This window comes from Pseudomonas atagonensis, assembly GCF_011369485.1.
Classification (GTDB): Bacteria; Pseudomonadota; Gammaproteobacteria; order Pseudomonadales; family Pseudomonadaceae; genus Aquipseudomonas; species Aquipseudomonas atagonensis.
Window position 1 is genome coordinate 48,911 of sequence record NZ_VXCA01000030.1, and the last position, 20,223, is coordinate 69,133.

At 59.3% G+C, this 20,223-nt stretch carries 17 protein-coding genes and 1 tRNA gene; 15 read left to right on the forward strand and 3 right to left on the reverse strand.

Annotated elements, in window-relative coordinates:
• Positions 1-18: 18 nt before the first annotated feature.
• Both folK and folB read right to left on the reverse strand, forming a co-directional pair.
• The gene (gene folK / locus F2P67_RS21275) at positions 19-537 is read right to left on the reverse strand and encodes a 2-amino-4-hydroxy-6-hydroxymethyldihydropteridine diphosphokinase (RefSeq protein ID WP_166223302.1); all 519 of its coding nucleotides are present in this window, start codon (positions 535-537) and stop codon (positions 19-21) included.
• The gene (gene folB, locus F2P67_RS21280; protein WP_016772885.1) at positions 528-884 is read right to left on the reverse strand and encodes a dihydroneopterin aldolase; all 357 of its coding nucleotides are present in this window, start codon (positions 882-884) and stop codon (positions 528-530) included. The genes folK and folB overlap by 10 nt, the downstream gene beginning before the upstream one ends.
• A 74-nt stretch (positions 885-958) precedes the next feature.
• Here folB and plsY point away from each other — a divergent pair, with 74 nt between their 5' ends.
• The gene (gene plsY / locus F2P67_RS21285; RefSeq protein ID WP_166223305.1) at positions 959-1,528 is read left to right on the forward strand and encodes a glycerol-3-phosphate 1-O-acyltransferase PlsY; all 570 of its coding nucleotides are present in this window, start codon (positions 959-961) and stop codon (positions 1,526-1,528) included.
• Positions 1,529-1,551: 23 nt separating this feature from the next.
• On the opposite strand, the gene tsaD is transcribed toward plsY, so the two are convergent.
• A complete protein-coding gene (tsaD, locus tag F2P67_RS21290; protein ID WP_166223308.1) occupies positions 1,552-2,577 on the reverse strand; it encodes a tRNA (adenosine(37)-N6)-threonylcarbamoyltransferase complex transferase subunit TsaD in 1,026 nt (341 codons plus the stop codon).
• 199 nt (positions 2,578-2,776) lie between these two features.
• Here tsaD and rpsU point away from each other — a divergent pair, with 199 nt between their 5' ends.
• From rpsU to pqqD, 14 genes are all read left to right on the forward strand, one after another.
• Complete coding sequence (gene rpsU / locus F2P67_RS21295; protein WP_002551877.1) at positions 2,777-2,992, forward strand: 30S ribosomal protein S21; 216 nt, start codon at positions 2,777-2,779, stop codon at positions 2,990-2,992.
• 485 nt (positions 2,993-3,477) lie between these two features.
• Positions 3,478-5,442: a DNA primase gene (dnaG, locus tag F2P67_RS21300; protein WP_166223311.1), complete on the forward strand. Its 1,965-nt coding sequence runs from the start codon at positions 3,478-3,480 to the stop codon at positions 5,440-5,442.
• A 67-nt stretch (positions 5,443-5,509) separates the two neighbouring features.
• Complete coding sequence (rpoD, locus tag F2P67_RS21305) at positions 5,510-7,354, forward strand: RNA polymerase sigma factor RpoD (protein ID WP_166223314.1); 1,845 nt, start codon at positions 5,510-5,512, stop codon at positions 7,352-7,354.
• A gap of 126 nt (positions 7,355-7,480) precedes the next feature.
• Positions 7,481-11,227, forward strand: coding sequence for a bifunctional diguanylate cyclase/phosphodiesterase (locus F2P67_RS21310; RefSeq protein ID WP_166223317.1), 3,747 nt, complete (start codon positions 7,481-7,483; stop codon positions 11,225-11,227).
• Between the two features lie 15 nt (positions 11,228-11,242).
• A tRNA-Ile gene (locus F2P67_RS21315) sits at positions 11,243-11,319 on the forward strand.
• A gap of 203 nt (positions 11,320-11,522) precedes the next feature.
• Positions 11,523-12,083, forward strand: coding sequence for a PBECR2 nuclease fold domain-containing protein (locus tag F2P67_RS21320; protein ID WP_166223320.1), 561 nt, complete (start codon positions 11,523-11,525; stop codon positions 12,081-12,083).
• Positions 12,084-12,391: 308 nt separating this feature from the next.
• On the forward strand, positions 12,392-12,853 hold the full coding sequence (locus tag F2P67_RS21325) for an Lrp/AsnC family transcriptional regulator (RefSeq protein WP_007959884.1): 462 nt from the start codon (positions 12,392-12,394) through the stop codon (positions 12,851-12,853).
• 146 nt (positions 12,854-12,999) lie between these two features.
• Positions 13,000-14,682, forward strand: a complete 1,683-nt coding sequence (locus tag F2P67_RS21330) for a flavin monoamine oxidase family protein (protein ID WP_166223323.1) — start codon at positions 13,000-13,002, stop codon at positions 14,680-14,682.
• Positions 14,683-14,694: 12 nt separating this feature from the next.
• A complete protein-coding gene (locus tag F2P67_RS21335) occupies positions 14,695-15,489 on the forward strand; it encodes a carbon-nitrogen hydrolase family protein (protein ID WP_166223325.1) in 795 nt (264 codons plus the stop codon).
• Positions 15,490-15,527: 38 nt separating this feature from the next.
• Positions 15,528-17,945 carry a pyrroloquinoline quinone biosynthesis protein PqqF gene (gene pqqF / locus F2P67_RS21340; protein WP_166223328.1) on the forward strand — a complete coding sequence of 806 codons (2,418 nt, stop codon included), beginning with the start codon at positions 15,528-15,530 and terminating at the stop codon, positions 17,943-17,945.
• Between the two features lie 159 nt (positions 17,946-18,104).
• Positions 18,105-18,179: a pyrroloquinoline quinone precursor peptide PqqA gene (pqqA, locus tag F2P67_RS21345; RefSeq protein WP_003444522.1), complete on the forward strand. Its 75-nt coding sequence runs from the start codon at positions 18,105-18,107 to the stop codon at positions 18,177-18,179.
• A gap of 81 nt (positions 18,180-18,260) precedes the next feature.
• Positions 18,261-19,172, forward strand: coding sequence for a pyrroloquinoline quinone biosynthesis protein PqqB (gene pqqB, locus F2P67_RS21350; protein ID WP_166223331.1), 912 nt, complete (start codon positions 18,261-18,263; stop codon positions 19,170-19,172).
• Positions 19,173-19,193: 21 nt separating this feature from the next.
• On the forward strand, positions 19,194-19,946 hold the full coding sequence (gene pqqC, locus F2P67_RS21355) for a pyrroloquinoline-quinone synthase PqqC (RefSeq protein WP_166223334.1): 753 nt from the start codon (positions 19,194-19,196) through the stop codon (positions 19,944-19,946).
• Complete coding sequence (pqqD, locus tag F2P67_RS21360; protein ID WP_166223336.1) at positions 19,943-20,218, forward strand: pyrroloquinoline quinone biosynthesis peptide chaperone PqqD; 276 nt, start codon at positions 19,943-19,945, stop codon at positions 20,216-20,218. The genes pqqC and pqqD overlap by 4 nt, the downstream gene beginning before the upstream one ends.
• The last annotated feature ends 5 nt before the right edge of the window (positions 20,219-20,223 follow it).

A 20,223-nucleotide genomic window follows, 5' to 3' on the forward strand; every position in this document is an offset into this window, starting at 1 on the left:
GCGAAGGCGGCAGTCAGATCAACGGAGATCCGAAGACGTGAGCTGCTCACCGCGCCATTCAAACGCAACCGGCGCCAACACCTGATCGATCTGCGCCTCTGCCCACAGCGTGGCGAAGCTTTTTCCCACGCCCGGATGCACGCGATCCGGGGCAATCAGCGACAGCGGCCACAGCACAAAAGCATTTTTCAGGATTTCTGCCCGCGGCAGAACCAGACCGTCGAAGTTACCCACCAGATCGCCGTACAACAACACGTCGATATCCAGCGGCAAACCCTTGCGATCCGGCGCATAACGACCGTTGTCCGCTTCAATGAACTTCAAGCGCCGATCCAGCTCCATCAGTGGCAGGTCGGTATACGCCGACACCACGAAATTGAAGAACGGCCCGCTCTTGATGCCCACTGGCTGGCTTTCGAAGACTGCCGAACAACGGATGTCCACCAGAAACGTGGCCAACGCATCGAGCCCGGCACGCAAATGGGTTTCGCGCTCGATATTGCTACCGAGCCCAAGATAGACCTGAGTCAGCGACATCCGCGCTCGATCTCCACGCCCACACCACCCTTGGCGGCCGGCACGGCGCCGGGCTTGGTCAGCTTCAGACGCACCCAAGTGATCTTGAACTCGGCCATCAGCACTTCGACCAGACGCTCGGCGAAGGTCTCGACCAGTTGAAACTGCGCCTGCTCGGCAAACGCCTGAATACGCGTGGAAACGCTGGCGTAATCCAGCGCCAGAGTCAGGTCGTCACCGGCGGCGGCCGGGCGATTGTCCCAAGCGAAGCTCAGATCAAGACGCAGGCACTGTCGGATGCCGCGCTCCCAGTCGTAGGCACCGATCACGGTGTCGACTTCCAGGCCCTCGATAAACACTCTGTCCAAGCACTTTTCTCCGCTGCACGACAAGGGCGCAATGCGCCGTTAGAATCAGGGCGTCCTCGCCCGGAATAGTTAGCATGTTTTGGTTACTGGCGATCCTCGCCTACCTGCTCGGCTCGCTGTCCTTCGCCATTTTGCTCAGCCGCCTGACCGGAAACCCGGACCCGCGAATGAGTGGCTCGGGTAATGCCGGCGCCACCAACATGCTGCGCCTGGCCGGTCGCAAACTGGCGATCCTGACCCTGCTAGGTGATCTGTGCAAAGGCTTGCTGCCGGTGCTGATCGCAGCGGCGGCGGGCCTTTCGCTGCAGGATCAGGCCTGGATCGGCGTGTGCGCCGTGATCGGTCACCTGTTCCCGCTGTATTTCCGTTTTCGTGGCGGCAAGGGCGTTGCCACTGCCGCCGGCATGTTGCTGGGCCTGTATCCGCCCGCCGCACTGCTGGCCATCTGCGCCTGGCTGCTGACGTTCTACCTGACCCGCACCAGCTCGCTGGCGGCACTGATCGCCACGCCGCTGACTCTGCCGTTGCTGGCCTGGCAGGAACCGGAGGCGCTGTTGCCGATGAGCGCCCTGACATTACTGATCGTCTGGCGCCACCGCGGCAATCTACGCGACCTGTTTGCCGGGCGCGAACGGCATTTTTAAATACCGTTCATGAGCGCCACGCATCACAACGCCGACAACTGCTCCATCGGCCAGCGCGCCTGCACGCTGATCGCCAGACTTTCCTGCTGACCGGCCTGCAAACGCTGGCAACCGGCAAACGCAATCATCGCGCCGTTGTCGGTGCAAAACTCGGGACGGGCATAAAACACGTCGCCCTTCATGTCGCCGAGCATTTTCTCCAGCGAAACACGCAACGCCTTGTTGGCACTGACGCCGCCAGCGATCACCAGACGCTTCATGCCCGCCTGTTTCAGGGCACGCTTGCACTTGATGGTCAAAGTCTCCACCACGGCCTGCTGGAACGCCAGCGCGATGTCGCAACGGGCTTGCTCGCTGTCGTCCCCGGCGCTGACGCACTGCTGCCAAGTGTTGAGCGCAGAGGTTTTCAAACCACTGAAGCTGAACTCCAGCCCCGGTCGATCACACATCGGACGCGGAAAGGTGAAACGTCCTGCAACGCCCGTCTCCGCCAGCTTGGCGATTTCCGGACCGCCCGGGTAATTGAGGCCCATCATTTTCGCGGTCTTGTCGAAAGCTTCGCCGGCAGCATCGTCGAGCGTTTCGCCGAGCAGGCTGTACTGACCAATGCCATCGACCTGAACCAGTTGCGTATGACCGCCAGACACCAACAAAGCGACGAACGGGAATTCCGGCGGTTTCGGCTCCAGCATCGGCGCCAGCAAATGGCCTTCCATGTGGTGCACACCAAGCGCCGGAATGCCCCAGGCAAAGGCCAGCGCCTGGGCGCAGGAAGCGCCGACCAGCAACGCGCCAACCAGGCCAGGACCCGCGGTATAGGCGATTGCATCGATCTCGGTCGGCACACAGTCAGCCTCGGCCAACACCTGACGAATCAAGGGCAGCATGCGCTTGACGTGGTCACGCGAGGCCAGCTCCGGCACCACACCGCCATACACGCGATGCAGGTCGATCTGACTGAACAGCGCGTCGGCCAGCAGACCGCGTTCACTGTCATATAATGCGACGCCGGTTTCGTCGCAGGAGGTTTCTAATCCCAGTACTAGCATGGGTTTGCGCCTTGTTTAGGCTGAATTCGAAGGCGCGCATAATAGTCCCCACGTGATGCCCAGACCAGCGGTTTTCGATCAGAGGCTTTGCATTCCGAGCGATGAGGGGTTAACATCCGCAACCCTTAAAAACCGACGTCTTCAAGTGCTCTTTTGCCGCGAGGATGTTGACCCCGGTAATGAATGAAGGTAGCTCTGGATGCCAGCCGTCAAAGTTAAAGAGAACGAACCCTTCGACGTAGCTCTGCGTCGTTTCAAGCGCTCCTGCGAAAAAGCCGGTGTACTGGCTGAAGTTCGTAGCCGCGAATTTTACGAGAAGCCAACTTCTGAGCGTAAGCGCAAAGCAGCAGCCGCTGTTAAGCGTCACGCCAAGAAAGTTCAGCGCGAACAGCGCCGCGCCGTTCGTCTGTACTAATACACAGACGTTCGTAGCAAGCTTCTTGCCTAAGCCCGGCCCTCAGCCGGGCTAATGGCATTTGCGTAAAACGCTTGATGCTTCACCGTCGAAGCCGCACACGCGACCGAGACAAATCTGCTTCACGCGTCAGACCTGGCTCTTTTGCCAGCGGTGCACGTCTTTTCTGACGAGCCTTTCAAGGCTACTGACGAGCACACCCACTGATTCCTCTTACGACGATCAGCCCAAGGCACCTACACGCGTGCCCGCTTTATTGAGCTATCCGAGGCCCTGAACCGGCCGTCAGCGGATTCAGCGCAACACTTTCAAATAGTCGAAGACTGATAGGTACTCACGTCAGTGGATTTTCGGCAGATACACTTCCCGACAGCGATCAAGCAGACGACACCGGTCGAGCCGCACATTTTGCGTGCTTCAAACAACGACCCGCGTCCGGCAGCCCTTCGCATCGGACTTATTACAGCGCAGACGACGAGAACGCCATGGCCGGGCTGATTCCCCAGAGCTTCATTGACGACCTGCTGAACCGCACCGACATCGTCGACGTGGTCAGCTCGCGCGTGCAATTGAAGAAGGCCGGCAAGAACTACACCGCCTGTTGCCCGTTTCACAAAGAGAAAACCCCGTCCTTCAGCGTCAGCCCCGACAAGCAGTTCTATTACTGCTTCGGCTGCGGCGCCGGCGGCAATGCCCTCGGCTTCCTTATGGACCACGACAACCTGGATTTTCCCCAGGCCGTCGAGGATCTGGCGAAAGCCGCGGGCATGGAAATCCCTCGAGAAGAAAGCGGTCGCGAGCGCAAGCCACGACAACCGACTGACTCGCCGCTATACCCACTGCTCACCGCCGCCGCTGACTTTTATAAGCAGGCACTCAAGAGCCATCCTGCCCGCAAGGCAGCCGTGGATTACCTCAAGGGTCGTGGCCTGACCGGCGAAATCGCCCGGGATTTCGGCCTTGGCTTTGCGCCGCCAGGCTGGGACAACCTGTTCAAACACTTGAGCAGCGACACCCTGCAACAAAAAGCCATGATCGACGCTGGCCTGCTGATCGAGAACGCCGAAACCGGTAAACGCTATGACCGCTTCCGCGATCGCGTGATGTTCCCGATTCGCGACACCCGCGGCCGGATCATCGCTTTCGGTGGCCGAGTGCTCGGCGACGACAAACCGAAATATCTGAATTCACCGGAAACCCCGGTATTTCACAAAGGCCAGGAGCTCTATGGCCTTTATGAAGCGCGAAAGAACAACCGCAACCTTGACGAAATCATCGTCGTCGAGGGCTACATGGACGTCATTGCACTCGCCCAGCAAGGCCTGAAAAATGCCGTCGCAACACTGGGCACCGCGACCAGTGAAGAACACCTGAAGCGCTTGTTCCGCGTCGTGCCGAACGTTTTGTTCTGTTTCGACGGCGACCAGGCCGGCCGCAACGCCGCCTGGCGCGCCCTGGAAGCAACACTGTCGAGCCTGCAGGATGGTCGTCGAGCGCGTTTTCTGTTTCTGCCCGAGGGCGAGGATCCAGACACACTGGTTCGCTCCGAAGGCACCGATGCCTTCAAGGCCCGAATCAATCAGCATGCACAGCCGCTGGCGGATTACTTTTTCCAGCAACTGACGGAAGAAGCCGATCCGCGCTCGCTCGAAGGCAAGGCCCACATGGCCACCCTCGCCGCACCGTTGATCGACAAAGTACCCGGCGCCAACCTGCGCATTCTGATGCGTCAACGCCTGACCGAAATCACCGGCCTGAGCAGCGAAACCGTCAGCCAGCTCGCGCAAAGCGCCCCGCAGGAAGCGCCACCGGCTTACGATCCGGGCATCGATTACGACGCAATGCCGGACTACAGCGACTACCATCAGCCGCAGGCACAGGACATGTATGTGCCGCAGCAGGAGTGGACGCCAAAGAAACCCGGCGCCGGCGGCAAGAAGTGGGACAAGAAACCGTGGGACAAGAACGGCAAGCGTGGCGGTGATCGTGATCAGCAACGTCCGCGCACGCCGATCGGCGTCGAGTCACCGACCCTGACCGCCCTGCGCACACTGCTTCATCACCCGCAACTGGCCGAGCGCGTCGAGGACGCCGGGCACATTGCCGACGAGAATCAGACCAACGCCCAGTTGCTTGTGGCGCTGCTCGAAGCCGTACAGAAGAATCCCAAGCTAAACTCATTTCAGTTGATCGCGCGATGGCACGGCACCGAACAGGGTCGGTTGCTCAAGGCACTGGCAGAAAAGGAATGGCTGATTGACGGAGATAACCTTGAACAACAGTTTTTCGACACCATTACTAGCTTGTCAGCCCGCCAACGCGAGCGAAATCTGGAACAACTGCTCAGGAAAGCGCGTCAAAGCGAACTGAGCCTGGAAGAGAAAAATCAACTGCGCGACCTTCTAAGTCGCAATGTTTCCGCATCAAACCCGACCTCAACTGGCGCGTGAGGTCATAGCTCAGGTATAATCCTCGGCTTGTTTTTTGCCCGCCAAGACCTTCAGTGGATAGGGTGTTATGTCCGGAAAAGCGCAACAGCAGTCTCGTATTATTGAGTTGATCAAACTGGGTCGTGAGCAGAAGTATCTGACTTACGCCGAGGTCAACGACCACCTGCCCGAGGATATTTCAGATCCGGAGCAGGTGGAAGACATCATCCGCATGATTAACGACATGGGGATCCCCGTACACGAGAGTGCTCCGGATGCGGACGCCCTTATGTTGGCCGACGCCGATACCGACGAGGCCGCTGCGGAAGAAGCAGCCGCCGCGTTGGCAGCGGTGGAGACCGATATCGGTCGCACCACTGACCCGGTGCGCATGTACATGCGTGAAATGGGTACGGTCGAGCTTCTGACTCGTGAAGGCGAAATCGAAATCGCCAAACGTATCGAAGAAGGCATCCGTGAAGTGATGAGCGCAATTGCGCACTTCCCTGGCACGGTTGACCACATTCTCTCCGAGTACACTCGCGTCACCACCGAAGGTGGTCGCCTGTCCGACGTTCTGAGCGGTTATATCGACCCGGACGACGGCATTGCGCCGCCTGCCGAAGTGCCGCCACCGATCGAAGCGAAAGCCGCAAAAGCGGACGACGATACCGACGACGATGAAGCCGAATCTTCCGATGACGAAGAAGAAGCCGAAAGCGGTCCGGATCCGGTCATCGCTGCCCAGCGTTTCGGCGCTGTGTCCGATCAGATGGAAATCACCCGCAAGGCTCTGAAAAAGCACGGTCGTCACAACAAGGCAGCGGTTGCCGAGTTGCTGGCCCTGGCCGAGCTGTTCATGCCGATCAAACTGGTGCCGAAGCAATTCGAAGGCCTGGTCGAGCGTGTTCGCAGCGCCCTGGATCGTCTGCGTCAGCAAGAGCGCGCGATCATGCAACTGTGCGTACGTGATGCACGTATGCCACGCGCCGATTTCCTGCGTCAGTTCCCGGGCAACGAAGTCGACGAAAGCTGGTCCGACGCCCTGGCCAAAGGCAAGAGCAAGTACGCCGAAGCCATTGGTCGCGTTCAGCCGGACATCATCCGTTGCCAGCAGAAGCTGATCGCACTGGAAACCGAGACCGGCCTGACCATCGCAGAAATCAAGGACATCAACCGTCGCATGTCGATCGGTGAGGCCAAGGCCCGCCGCGCGAAGAAAGAGATGGTTGAAGCCAACTTGCGTCTGGTGATCTCGATCGCCAAGAAGTACACCAACCGCGGCCTGCAATTCCTCGATCTGATCCAGGAAGGCAACATCGGTCTGATGAAAGCGGTGGACAAGTTCGAATACCGTCGTGGTTACAAGTTCTCGACTTATGCCACCTGGTGGATCCGTCAGGCGATCACTCGCTCGATCGCCGACCAGGCCCGCACCATCCGTATTCCGGTGCACATGATTGAGACGATCAACAAGCTCAACCGTATTTCCCGCCAGATGCTGCAGGAAATGGGTCGCGAACCGACCCCGGAAGAGCTGGGCGAACGCATGGAAATGCCTGAGGACAAGATCCGCAAGGTATTGAAGATCGCTAAAGAGCCGATCTCCATGGAAACCCCGATCGGTGATGACGAAGACTCCCATCTGGGTGACTTCATCGAAGACTCGACCATGCAGTCGCCAATCGATGTCGCCACTGTTGAGAGCCTGAAAGAAGCGACTCGCGAAGTGCTGTCCGGCCTTACTGCACGTGAAGCCAAAGTACTGCGCATGCGTTTCGGTATCGACATGAACACCGACCATACGCTCGAAGAAGTGGGCAAACAGTTTGACGTAACGCGTGAGCGTATCCGTCAGATCGAAGCCAAGGCGCTGCGCAAGCTGCGCCACCCGACGCGAAGCGAGCATCTGCGCTCCTTCCTCGACGAGTGATACCAGAATCCCCGGCCCAGGCCGGGGATTTTGTTTATATGGCAGATAAAATCCTTCGCAACACCCCTCCCCCGCATACCCCGTCTACACTCGAAACAATCATCCCCGAGCCATAACGAGAGCGTTATGCCCAGACTGGCGTCCGTGCTTTTTTTGCTGTCACTGATGATCTGGACCGCAACGGCTGACGCGCTGACTCTGACCGATGAAGAACGTAGCTGGCTGGCGGCTCACCCGGACTTGCGCCTGGGTGTGGACGCCTCGTGGCCGCCCTTTGAGTTTCGCGACGATCAGGCCCGATATCAGGGGCTGGCGGCGGACTATATCGATGTGATTCGCCAGCGCCTGGCGATCAAACTCACGCCCATCGAGCCGGTGAGCTGGACGGAGGTGCTGGAGCAGGTCAAGGCAGGCAAGATCGATCTGCTACCGGGCATCATGTCTACCCCGGAACGTCAGACCTATCTGTCATTTACCCGCCCTTATCTCGACTTCCCCATCGTCATCCTCGCCCATGTTGGAGGGGCGCAACCACGCAAACTGGACGATCTGTACGGTCTGAAGATCGCCGTGGTGGAAAACTACGCGCCACATGAGCTTCTACGCACCCATCACCCGGACCTTAATCTGGTTGCCATGCCCAACGTCAGCTCAGCGTTGCAAGCGCTGGCAACCGACGAAGTGGACGCTGTGGTTGGCGACCTCGCGTCCAGCGTCTGGAGCCTACGCCAGCTCAAACTCGATGGTCTGTATGTCAGCGGAGAAACCCCGTACCGCTATCAATTGGCGATGGGCGTACCGCGTGAAAACAAGATGCTGGTCGGTATTCTGGACAAAGTTCTGGCCGATATGAGCCCGGACGAAATCAGCAGCATTCAGGAACACTGGGTGGGCAACGTCCTCGATCACCGGACATTGTGGTCAGATCTGTTGATCTACGGCCTGCCCGGCCTGCTCTTGCTGATGATTATTCTGGCGGTAGTGATCCGCATCAATCGGCGCTTGAGTTCCGAGATTGCCCGACGCATCGACCTCGAACAGGAACTGCGCAGCAGCGAATACCACTATCGCGGCCTGGTAGAAAGTTTGTCGGCCATCGCCTGGGAAGCGCGGATGAGCGACTTCACCTACAGCTATGTGTCGCCGCACGCCGAAGACCTGCTCGGTTACCCCCTGTCGCATTGGCTGATTCCGGGGTTCTGGCGCAACATCATTCACCCGGCAGACCTGACCCGCGCCCAGAGTTTCTGCGATCACGAAGTGCTGGCCGGGCGTGATCACAGCCTCGATTACCGCGTGATCACCGCCGATGGTCGGTGTCTTTGGGTACGCGACATCGTCAGCCTGATCGAGCACGGCCATGAGCCGGTGATGCGTGGGCTGATGATCGACATCAGCGAAACCAAGCGCACAGAGGAAGCGCTGCGCTTGTCGGAGCAGAAATTCGCCTCGGTGTTCCAGCAGTGCCCGGACATCCTGGTGATCGCGCGGCTGTCCGACGGTTGTCTGCTGGAGGTCAACGAAGCCTTCGAGGAACAAATCGGACTCAAGGCCGAAGAAGTCATTGGCCAAACCGCCACCGATCTCAACATCTGGGGCATCCCGGGTGTGGGGCCGGGGTTGTTGCAGCGTTTGCAGGCAGGCAGCATCCGTAACCTGGAGATGCCCTTTCGCCGTAACAACGGGCAGGTGTTTACCGGCCTGATCTCGGCTGAACCTTTCGACCTCGACACGACTCCCGCGCTGGTGGTGGTTGTGCGCGATATCACCCAGTTGAAGGAAACCCAACAACAGCTGCAAACCTCCGAAGAGAAATTCGCCAAAGCCTTCCACGCTTCTCCGGATGGCCTGTTGTTGTCACGCCAAAGCGACGGTTTGCTGCTGGAGGTCAACGAAGGCTTCAGCCGCATCACCGGGTTCAACAGCGCCATGTCGGTAGATCGTTCGGCGCTGGATCTGGGGATCTGGGTCAACCTCAACGAACGTAAACAGATGCTCGACCTGCTGCACCGTGACGGTTATGTCCGTGATTTCAGCTGCCATATCCGCCGCAGCGACGGGCAGATCCGCCTCTGCGAGGTGTCCGCACGTCCGCTGCCGATCGGCGATGAAGACTGCATGCTGACCATCGCCCGCGACATCACCGAGCGCCACCTGATGCAGGAAAAACTGCAACAGGCTGCAACCGTGTTCGAGAGCACAGCCGAAGGTGTGTTGATCACCGACACTCAGCAGCACATCAGTGCGGTCAACCGGGCCTTCACCGAGATCACCGGTTACAGCGAAAGCGAAGCGCTCGGCCATACGCCGCGTCTGCTCGCCTCGGGACTGCATGACAGCGCTTTTTATGCGGCGATGTGGCATCAATTGACTGACGAAGGTCACTGGCAGGGCGAGATTTCCAATCGCCGCAAAAACGGCGAGTTGTACCCGAGCTGGCTGACCATCAGCGCCGTGCGCAACCGCGACAGGTTCATCACCCACTTTGTCGCCGTGTTTGCCGATATTTCCAGCCTCAAGCACGCCCAGGCCAAACTCGATTATCAGGCGCACCACGACCCGCTCACCGGCCTGCCGAACCGCACACTGTTTGAAAGCCGTTTGCAGATGGCGCTGAACAGCCAGCAGGAAAACGGCGGCCAGGGCGCCGTGCTGTTTCTCGATCTCGACCGCTTCAAACACATCAATGACAGCCTCGGTCATCCGGTCGGTGACCTGCTGCTCAAGGGCATCGCCGTACGTTTGAAAGAACAGCTGCGTGACATCGACACCGTCGCACGTCTGGGAGGCGACGAATTCATCATTTTGCTGCCCGGTCTGCAGCAGGCCAGCGACGCCGACCATATCGCCACCAAACTATTGAACTGCTTTGGCGCGCCGTTTCAGGCCGGCGAGCATGAGTTTTTCATCAGCGCCAGCATCGGCACCAGCCTGTACCCGCGCGACGGTTGCGACGTGGCCACGCTGGTGAAAAACGCCGATGCGGCCATGTATCGCTCTAAAGCCAAGGGCCGCAACCGCGTCGAGAGCTACACCCGCGACCTCACCGCCCAGGCCAGCGAGCGCGTGGCGCTGGAGCACGAGCTGCGTCGGGCCATCGAGCGCGACGAACTGTTCCTCTACTACCAACCGAAAATCAGCCTCGACGATCACAGTCTGGTCGGCGCCGAGGCCCTGATCCGCTGGCGTCATCCAACCTTTGGCGAGGTGCCGCCGGAGCACTTCATCCCGCTGGCAGAAGAGAACGGCATGATCCTGCAGATCGGCGATTGGGTGCTGGAGACCGCGTGCCGACAAATGTTCGAGTGGAGTCAGGTCTACGACAGCCTTGGGCCGCTGTCCGTCAACCTCGCAGGTGCGCAGCTACGTCAACCCAACCTGCTCGGACGCATCGAGCAACTGCTCAAGGACAACCGCCTTCAGCCCGATTTACTGCAACTGGAAATTACCGAAAACTTCATCATGAGTCAGGCCGAAGAGGCGCTGGCGGTGCTGCACCAACTCAAACACCTCGGCGTACAACTGGCCATTGATGATTTTGGTACCGGCTATTCTTCGCTCAGTTACCTCAAACGCCTGCCGCTGGACATCCTCAAAATCGACCAGTCTTTCGTCCGCGGACTGCCCGACGACCCCCACGACGCGGCGATTGTCCGCGCCATCATCGCCCTGGGCCGGAGCATGCAATTCACTGTGATTGCCGAAGGCGTGGAAACCCAGGCACAACAGCAATTCCTCGCCGCCGAAGGCTGCGAACAGATCCAGGGCTACATCGTCAGCCTGCCGCTACCACCGGAAGAATTCGCGGCAACGTTTCTTCGTGTAACCGTATCGGATTTTTCGGATAGCACAGCCGAGAAACCGTCGCTATAATCCGCGGCCTACTGAGGGCCTATAGCTCAGTTGGTTAGAGCAGAGGACTCATAATCCTTTGGTCCACGGTTCAAGTCCGTGTGGGCCCACCAAAAATGAAAAAGCCGCGCTTATGTGCGGCTTTTTTTCGCCTGTCGCTTGGCGATCAAGGTCTTCACAAGCGCAACGCTCGGAATACCACCGCAAGGTCTGTAAGTAATTTCCCAAGCTGTGTTTTCACTGAGTTTTCAACCTTGTTGGCCTTTTCTCCGAGCAAGTAATCTCCGGGCGCCGCTATTCGCCAAGGATTACTTTCATGCTCGTGAATGCTGCGCCACTGATAAAAGAATCAGGAGGTCAACAAACATGGATCGACTTAGCTTTGCCCGACCTGCGAACGCTGGTCAGGGAGCTTCGCTCGGCCGCAATTGATGAAGTGAAAAGGGCAGACGATGCGCAAGGAGCCCTCAGAATTCTCCTGGCTCACTTCGGATTCATCGATGAGGCGGTGCTCGCAGTCACCATCCTCACCCCGATCGGAAACGTTGCAGTCATGAGGGACAAACTCGCCCACATCGTCGAAAAACGCGCTGATTCACGAGAGCGCTATGTTCGGCATGCCATTGATACGCTGACGGGACCTTTTGAAATATGGAGAGTGCTGTACGACAACGGCGGATACCGCATGGCTTTCATCAACGCCTACGAGGCAAAGAATGACATGCTCGTCGTAGTGGATGTCAGGCACGGGCACGTCCTGTGGAACTTCATGCATGCCCCGGCAAGAGCTATGAACAAGCACCGCCAGGGAGAACTTCTCTACAAGAGATACGTTCTTCAGGACAAACAAAAAGGGGAGCCTGTTGGCTCCCCTTGAATATTTGAATCCTGATATTGGCATCCTCAGGAAATGGGATGAAGAGGTCTCACCTTACACCGATGTTGCAGCATCGCTGAGGTACCTACGTCTGCTGAAGCCCTGCAAGGCAGCAGATTTCGCGCTCTTGAAGCCATTTTTGATAAAGGCAGCAGGCAAGTCAAATCATTTGTCTGTTCTTTTGTTTCAGTAAAATCTCCCGATCCGGCGACAGCCTAACCCCAGCCGCTCAATCAACGCTCACAAGCGCCTCGCGTGGCGAGCCTGTAACATGCGACCCCATTGATCCGTACCGCTGGAGCCTGCCCTTGCCCGACATCCGCCCACCCGTGCTCGATGAAATCGACCGCCAGCTGATCGCGGCCCTGCAAATCAACGCCCGCGAGAGCGTGGCGATGCTGGCCCGGCAATTGGGGATCGCCCGCACGACCGTGACTTCGCGACTGGCGCGGCTGGAAAAGGCCAAGGTCATCACCGGCTACGGCGTACGACTGGGTCAGCGTGTAGTGGATGGCGGCTTGCAGGCTTACGTCGGGATCAAGGTGCAGCCGCGCTCTGGTAAAGAGGTGTTGCGGCGGTTGAGCGCGATGGCTCAGGTACAGCAGCTGTGCGCGGTAAGTGGCGAATTTGATTATGTGGCGTGGCTGCGGACGGACTCACCGGAGCAGCTCGATCAGTTGCTGGATCAGATCGGCAGCGTAGACGGTGTAGAGAAGACCACGACGTCGATCATTCTCAGCAGCAAGATTGATCGCGGCCATCCAGTTTGATCATCAACTCCGTCAGATTGCATCACCAACACTCAAAACGACGACACTTTGCGTCTTATTAACGTGTTCTACGCTCCCTAGAATGGCTGGCATCTTTTCCTATACTCAGACGCGCATCCCGCGTCGGGTCGCCAGCAAGGTCATCCATGAACAAGAACAATCGCCATCCTGCAGACGGTAAGAAACCAGTCACCATCTTCGGCCCGGACTTTCCTTTCGCTTTTGACGACTGGATCGAACACCCGGCGGGCCTCGGCAGCATTCCTGAACACAATCACGGCGCTGAAGTGGCGATTGTCGGCGCGGGCATCGCCGGCCTTGTGGCCGCTTACGAGTTGATGAAGCTCGGCCTGAAACCGGTGGTTTACGAGGCCTCCAAGCTGGGCGGTCGTCTACGCTCGCAGGCGTTCAACGGCACCGATGGCATCGTCGCCGAACTCGGTGGCATGCGCTTCCCGGTATCTTCCACAGCGTTTTATCACTACGTCGACAAGCTCGGGCTTGAGACCAAACCTTTCCCGAACCCGCTCACGCCCGCCTCTGGCAGCACAGTGATCGACCTGGAAGGCAAAACCCATTACGCACAGAAACTGGCGGATCTTCCTGCCCTGTTCCAGGAAGTGGCTGACGCCTGGGCGGATGCGCTGGAGGCCGGTTCGCAGTTCTCCGATATTCAGCAAGCCATCCGTGACCGCGATGTACCTCGCCTGAAAGAATTGTGGAACACCCTGGTGCCGCTGTGGGACGACCGCACGTTTTACGACTTCGTCGCCACTTCGAAAGCCTTCGCCAAACTGTCGTTCCACCACCGTGAAGTGTTCGGCCAGGTCGGTTTCGGTACGGGCGGCTGGGACTCGGACTTCCCCAACTCGATGCTGGAAATTTTCCGCGTGGTGATGACCAACTGCGACGATCACCAGCATCTGGTAGTCGGCGGTGTCGAGCAAGTCCCACAAGGCATCTGGCGCCATGTGCCTGAACGCTGCGTGCACTGGCCTGAAGGCACCAGCCTGAAATCTCTGCACCGTGGCGCGCCGCGTTCCGGCGTGAAGAAAATCGCCCACGCGCCGGATGGCCGCTTCGCCGTCACCGACAACAATGGCGACACCCGCGAATACGCTGCTGTCCTGACCACGTGCCAGAGCTGGCTGCTGACGACCCAGATCGAATGCGACGAAAGCCTGTTCTCGCAGAAGATGTGGATGGCCCTCGACCGCACCCGCTACATGCAGTCGTCGAAAACCTTCGTGATGGTCGACCGGCCGTTCTGGAAGGACAAGGATCCGGAAACCGGTCGCGACCTGATGAGCATGACCCTCACCGATCGCCTGACTCGCGGCACTTATCTTTTCGACAACGGCGACGACAAGCCGGGCGTGATCTGCCTGTCCTATTCGTGGATGAGCGACGCGTTGAAGATGCTGCCGCACCCGGTGGAAAAACGCGTGGAGCTGGCGCTGAATGCGTTGAAAAAGATCTACCCGAAAGTCGACATCGCCGCGCGGATCATCGGCGATCCGATCACCGTGTCGTGGGAAGCCGATCCGTATTTCCTCGGTGCGTTCAAAGGCGCCCTGCCCGGCCACTACCGCTACAACCAGCGCATGTACGCGCACTTCATGCAGGACGACATGCCCGCCGAGCAGCGCGGGATTTTCATCGCCGGCGATGACGTGTCGTGGACCCCGGCGTGGGTCGAAGGCGCGGTGCAGACTTCACTCAACGCAGTGTGGGGGATCATGAAGCACTTCGGCGGATCGACACATAAAGCGAACCCGGGCCCGGGTGATGTGTTCAAAGACATCGGCCCTATCGCCCTGCCCGAGTAAGAGGAATCCCTGATGCGTGTAGCCCTTTACCAATGTCCGCCGCTGCCACTGGACCCCGCCGCCAATCTGCAACGCCTGCATCAACTGGCGATGGAGGCCAAGGGTGCCGATCTGTTGGTGCTGCCGGAGATGTTCATGACCGGCTACAACATTGGAGCCGAAGCAGTCAGTACATTGGCCGAGGTCTACAACGGAGAATGGGCGCAGCAGATCGGTCGGATAGCCAAGGCTGCCGGCCTGGCGATCCTTTACGGCTACCCCGAACGTAACGCCGACGGACAGATTTACAACGCCGTGCAGTTGATCGACGCGAACGGCGAGCGCCTGTGCAATTACCGCAAGACGCATCTGTTCGGTGATCTCGATCGATCGATGTTCAGCCCCGGCGAAGGTGACTTTCCGGTGGTTGAACTGAACGGCTGGAAGCTCGGGTTCCTGATCTGCTACGACCTGGAGTTCCCGGAAAATGCCCGTCGCCTAGCCCTCGATGGCGCCGAACTGATTCTGGTGCCAACCGCCAATATGATCCCGTTCGATTTCATCGCCGATGTTTCGGTGCGCGCCCGGGCTTTCGAAAACCAGTGCTATGTGGCCTACGCCAACTACTGCGGCCAGGAAGGCGACATCCACTATTGCGGACAAAGCAGCATCGCCGCACCGGACGGCAGCCGTATCGCTCAGGCCGGTCTCGATGAAGCGCTGATCGTCGGTGAGCTGGATCGCCAGTTGATGGTCGACTCCCGCGCCGCCAATCGCTACTTCAGCGACCGCCGTCCCGAGCTTTACGACGCGCTCAACAAGCGCTAATCCGCTAGCATTGGCACTTCACTGTTCTGGAAGTGCCCATGCCTGCGCCGACCCACCCCCGCCCCCACACTGAAACCCTGGCCAATGGCTTGCGCGTGACCCTGCGTCACGTGCCCGGTCTGAAGCGCAGCGCCGCCGCGTTGCGTGTGGCTGCCGGTAGCCACGACGTGCCGCTGGCGTGGCCGGGGCTGGCGCATTTCCTTGAGCACTTGTTGTTTCTTGGCACCGAGCGTTTTCCTGCAACTGAAGGGCTAATGGCCTACGTGCAAGGGCATGGCGGTCAGGTCAATGCCAGCACCCGCGAGCGCACGACCGACTTTTTCTTTGAGTTGCCAACCCACGCGTTCAGCGGCGGGCTGGAGCGTCTGTCAGACATGCTCGCCCATCCACGGATGAATACGGACGATCAATTGCGGGAAAGGGAAGTGTTGCAGGCGGAATTTGTCGCTTGGTCGCAGGATCCCACGGCGCAGCAGGCGTTTGCGTTGTACGAGGGTTTACCTGCGGATCACCCGTTACGCGGCTTTCATGCGGGCAACCGCGACACACTGCAAGTCGAGCACCCGGCGTTTCAGCAGGCGCTGAAGGATTTCCATCAGCAGCTTTATCGCACCGGGCAAATGACTCTGAGCCTGGCCGGCCCGCAAAGCATTGAGGCGCTGCGCGCACTGGCGGAGCAGTTCGCGGCGGAGCTGCCGGTTGGGGATAAAAATGCCCAGGCAGCACCATGGCCACTGGGAGTGAAAAGTTATCAACAGGCCGGCGAGCGGCATCACAACTTGCTGTTTGCCTTTGACTCATTGCCTGCATCGTCTGCCGAAGCCTTGCGGTTTCTCTGCCATGCGTTGAACAACGCCAAACCGGGCGGTCTGCTCGCACATCTGCAGCAACAAAATCTCGCAGACGACTTGAAAGCCACTGCGCTGTATCACTTTGCCGGACAAGCGCTGCTGCATGTGCATTTCACTGCTCCTCACGAAGCCATGAGCGTTATTCGCGAACAACTAATGGATTGGCTGAGCTTCTTTGCTACGCAGCAGGACTGGTCAGCGTTGCGCGAGGAATACGCCAATCTGCTTCAGCGTCAGCAACAAATCAGCAGCGCCCTGCAACTGGTGCGCCTCGACAGTGAACAACTCGACCACGGCTTGTCAGAAAACGGCGTTGTTGCGCTTGAACAGGTGCTGCACGAAATCGGTGTTGTGGATAACTTCAGCCAGCACTGGCACCTGCCGGCAGCCAATCCTTTCCTGCGTTCCAGCGAACCGTTGACCAACGCCGGTTTGATTCGCGGCCAGACCAGTGCCCACCGGGGACTTCGCACGTTCGCCCAGGATCGTTCGCGCGGCCGTCGCGAGCGGTCGCCGATGCAGTTCAGCCAGGCGCTGCCGGACACCAGCGATCAAGGCGCGATTTATCTGCGCTGGCAATTGCAAGCCGCAGCCAGTGCCGATCTGCAAGGCAAGCTGCAGCGCAGCCTGCGGGACACTCAGGAAGATGCGCGTCAGGCCGGGGTCGAGTTGTCGTTCAATGCCACCGGCACTCAATGGCTGCTGAAACTGACGGGCCTGCAGGAGCCGATGCCCGGAATCCTGGAGCATGCGCTGAAAAATCTGACACAGACTGATACTGATTCCGTACGCGCAGCGCCAGAAGCGCCGTTGATACCGATCCGCCAATTGCTCATGGCGTTGCCTGAGCGCTGCCTGCCAGCGGCCGCCGAGTCAGACGACATCAAACACCTGTGGACAACTTCGCGTTGGGACGGACTGGCTTTGGGCCTCAGCGCACCGACTCAATCGGCGATGGGGCTGGCCCTCAGCCGCATCCCCGGCACACCGGACACTCAACTGCCGGCAACGCCTATGATGAATGCCCAACGCCTGTGGAGCCACATCGATACGGGCTCCAGTGAGCACGCCCTGCTGCTGTTCTGTCCGACAACCAGCCGCGAAATTGCCGACGAAGCGGCGTGGCGCCTGCTCGCGCAGCTGTGCCAGACGCCGTTCTATCAACGGCTGCGGGTGGAGTTGCAATTGGGTTATGCGGTGCTCAGCGGCCTGCGGCAGATTCACGGCCAGAGCGGACTGATGTTTGGCGTACAGTCGCCGAACATTGCACCGGTTCAGTTGCTCCGTCATCTTCAGCAGTTCCTCGACAGCGTTCCTGCGCTGATCGAAAACCTCGATGACCGCAGTTTCAATCAGCTACGTCAGTCACTCGCGCAGCAATTCACCGAGAGCAATCTGTCCGCCAAAGACGCTGCCGAACTGCTCTGGCAAGCAAAGCTTGCTGGCCACTCGTCGGATTACCTCACGCAATTGATTGAGGCTGTCGGTCAACTGGACCGCCCGGCTCTGCTGGCCGCCGCACACCGTTTGAACAGCGCCGTAGGTGGCTGGCTGTGTCTCGCCACTGGAGTGATGCCGGATTCATCGTGGCAAGCGGCAGAATGATCATTACTCAGGCTGCAAGGAGCTTTCTCAAAGATTCACGGGCAAACCCGGTGAAATTTTGAGTAACATAGCCACCTAACTATTTGGAACATCTTTGCGCTGCCGTGGACTATACCTATGGATAGCGCTATCTCACCCACCTGAAGAAGGAGTCACCCGATGGCTTGGACCAAACCTGCTTACACCGACCTGCGTATCGGCTTCGAAGTCACCATGTACTTCGCCAGCCGCTGAGTTCTGCCTCGTCAGAATTGCAGTGCAACGCCTCGGCTCGCCGAGGCGTTTTATTTTCAGCGTTGAAAGATTGGAGCGTTCATGTTCGTCCAGATTCTGGGTTCGGCCGCCGGTGGCGGTTTTCCGCAGTGGAATTGCAACTGCGTCAACTGCGCAGGTTTTCGCGACGGCAGCCTGAATGCCAAGGCCCGCACCCAGTCGTCCATCGCGATTTCCGATGACGGCGTGAACTGGGTGCTGTGCAACGCCTCGCCGGACATCCGCGCGCAACTGCAAAGCTTTGCCCCGATGCAACCGGGCCGTGCCCTGCGTGATACCGGCATCAGCGCGATCATCCTGATGGACAGCCAGATCGACCACACCACCGGCCTGCTCAGCCTGCGCGAAGGCTGCCCGCATCAGGTCTGGTGCACGGACATGGTTCACGAAGATCTCAGCACCGGTTTCCCGCTGTTCAAGATGCTCACCCACTGGAACGGCGGCCTGGACTGGAACCGCATTGAACTCGACCAGAGTTTCACAGTGGCGGCGTGCCCGAACCTGCGCTTCACCCCGCTGCCGTTGCGCAGCGCAGCACCGCCCTACTCGCCGCACCGCTTCGACCCGCACCCGGGCGACAACATCGGCCTGATCGTCGAAGACCTCAGCACCGGCGGCAAACTGTTCTACGCGCCGGGCTTGGGCAAGGTCGACGCGCCGTTGCTGGACATCATGGCCGGCAGCGACTGTGTGCTGGTGGACGGCACGATGTGGGACGACGATGAGATGCAGCGCCGTGGCGTCGGCACCCGCACCGGCCGCGAAATGGGCCACCTGGCCCAGAACGGCCCCGGCGGCATGCTCGAAGTGCTGGAACAGCTTCCCGAGCAGCGCAAGGTGCTTATCCACATCAACAACACCAACCCGATTCTTGACGAAGACTCCCCGGAGCGCGCGGAACTGGTTCGGCGCAATGTTGAAGTGGCGTATGACGGCATGAGCATTGTCCTGTAACGAATGGCCCGGAGAACCGCAATGACCGACACCCCGCTGTCCCCCGCCGAATTCGAAGCGGCCCTGCGCGCCAAAGGCGCCTATTACCACATCTACCACCCGTATCACGTGGCGATGTACGAGGGCCGCGCCACCCGCGAGCAGATTCAGGGCTGGGTCGCCAACCGCTTCTACTATCAGGTGAACATTCCCCTGAAAGACGCAGCGATCCTCGCCAATTGCCCGGATCGCGAGATTCGTCGCGAGTGGATTCAGCGCCTGCTCGACCACGACGGCGCCCCCGGTGAAGACGGCGGTATCGAAGCGTGGCTGCGTCTCGGCCAGGCCGTCGGCCTCGATCCGGATCAACTGCGCTCCCAGGAACTGGTGCTGCCCGGCGTGCGTTTCGCCGTTGATGCCTACGTCAACTTCGCCCGTCGCGCCAGTTGGCAGGAAGCTGCCAGCAGCTCATTGACCGAACTGTTCGCGCCGCAGATCCACCAGTCGCGTCTCGACAGCTGGCCGCAGCATTACCCGTGGATCGATCCGGCCGGCTACGAATACTTCCGTACCCGCCTCGGGCAGGCGCGGCGCGATGTCGAGCATGGTCTGGCGATCACGCTGGAGCACTACAAGACGCGCGAAGGCCAGGAGCGCATGCTGGAAATTCTCCAGTTCAAACTGGACATTCTTTGGAGCATGCTCGATGCCATGAGCATGGCCTACGAACTGAACCGCCCGCCGTATCACAGCGTCACCGATCAACGGGTCTGGCACAAAGGAATCGCCTTATGAGTTTCGACCGCAGCAAGACCCCGACCTGGCGTCCCGGCTACCGTTTCCAGTACGAACCGGCCCAGAAAGGCCACGTGCTGCTGTACCCGGAAGGCATGATCAAGCTCAACGAAACTGCCGCGTTGATCGGCGGTTTGATTGACGGCGAGCGCGATGTCGCAGCGATCATCGCCAAACTCGATGAGCAGTTCCCCGGCGTACCCGAGCTCGGTGACGACATCGAGCAATTCATGGAGGTTGCCCGTGCGCAGCACTGGATCGAACTTGCCTGAGTCAT

What these genes read in the sequence shown, in the direction of transcription:
- pqqC (WP_166223334.1), top strand. Translation starts at nt 19,194, where the DNA reads ATGACCGACACCCCGCTGTCCCCCGCCGAATTCGAAGCGGCCCTGCGC.
- tsaD (WP_166223308.1), bottom strand. Translation starts at nt 2,577, where the DNA reads ATGCTAGTACTGGGATTAGAAACCTCCTGCGACGAAACCGGCGTCGCA.
- dnaG (WP_166223311.1), top strand. Translation starts at nt 3,478, where the DNA reads ATGGCCGGGCTGATTCCCCAGAGCTTCATTGACGACCTGCTGAACCGC.
- pqqB (WP_166223331.1), top strand. Translation starts at nt 18,261, where the DNA reads ATGTTCGTCCAGATTCTGGGTTCGGCCGCCGGTGGCGGTTTTCCGCAG.
- pqqD (WP_166223336.1), top strand. Translation starts at nt 19,943, where the DNA reads ATGAGTTTCGACCGCAGCAAGACCCCGACCTGGCGTCCCGGCTACCGT.
- pqqF (WP_166223328.1), top strand. Translation starts at nt 15,528, where the DNA reads ATGCCTGCGCCGACCCACCCCCGCCCCCACACTGAAACCCTGGCCAAT.
- F2P67_RS21330 (WP_166223323.1), top strand. Translation starts at nt 13,000, where the DNA reads ATGAACAAGAACAATCGCCATCCTGCAGACGGTAAGAAACCAGTCACC.
- F2P67_RS21310 (WP_166223317.1), top strand. Translation starts at nt 7,481, where the DNA reads ATGCCCAGACTGGCGTCCGTGCTTTTTTTGCTGTCACTGATGATCTGG.
- F2P67_RS21320 (WP_166223320.1), top strand. Translation starts at nt 11,523, where the DNA reads ATGCTCGTGAATGCTGCGCCACTGATAAAAGAATCAGGAGGTCAACAA.
- rpsU (WP_002551877.1), top strand. Translation starts at nt 2,777, where the DNA reads ATGCCAGCCGTCAAAGTTAAAGAGAACGAACCCTTCGACGTAGCTCTG.
- rpoD (WP_166223314.1), top strand. Translation starts at nt 5,510, where the DNA reads ATGTCCGGAAAAGCGCAACAGCAGTCTCGTATTATTGAGTTGATCAAA.
- plsY (WP_166223305.1), top strand. Translation starts at nt 959, where the DNA reads ATGTTTTGGTTACTGGCGATCCTCGCCTACCTGCTCGGCTCGCTGTCC.
- F2P67_RS21335 (WP_166223325.1), top strand. Translation starts at nt 14,695, where the DNA reads ATGCGTGTAGCCCTTTACCAATGTCCGCCGCTGCCACTGGACCCCGCC.
- folK (WP_166223302.1), bottom strand. Translation starts at nt 537, where the DNA reads ATGTCGCTGACTCAGGTCTATCTTGGGCTCGGTAGCAATATCGAGCGC.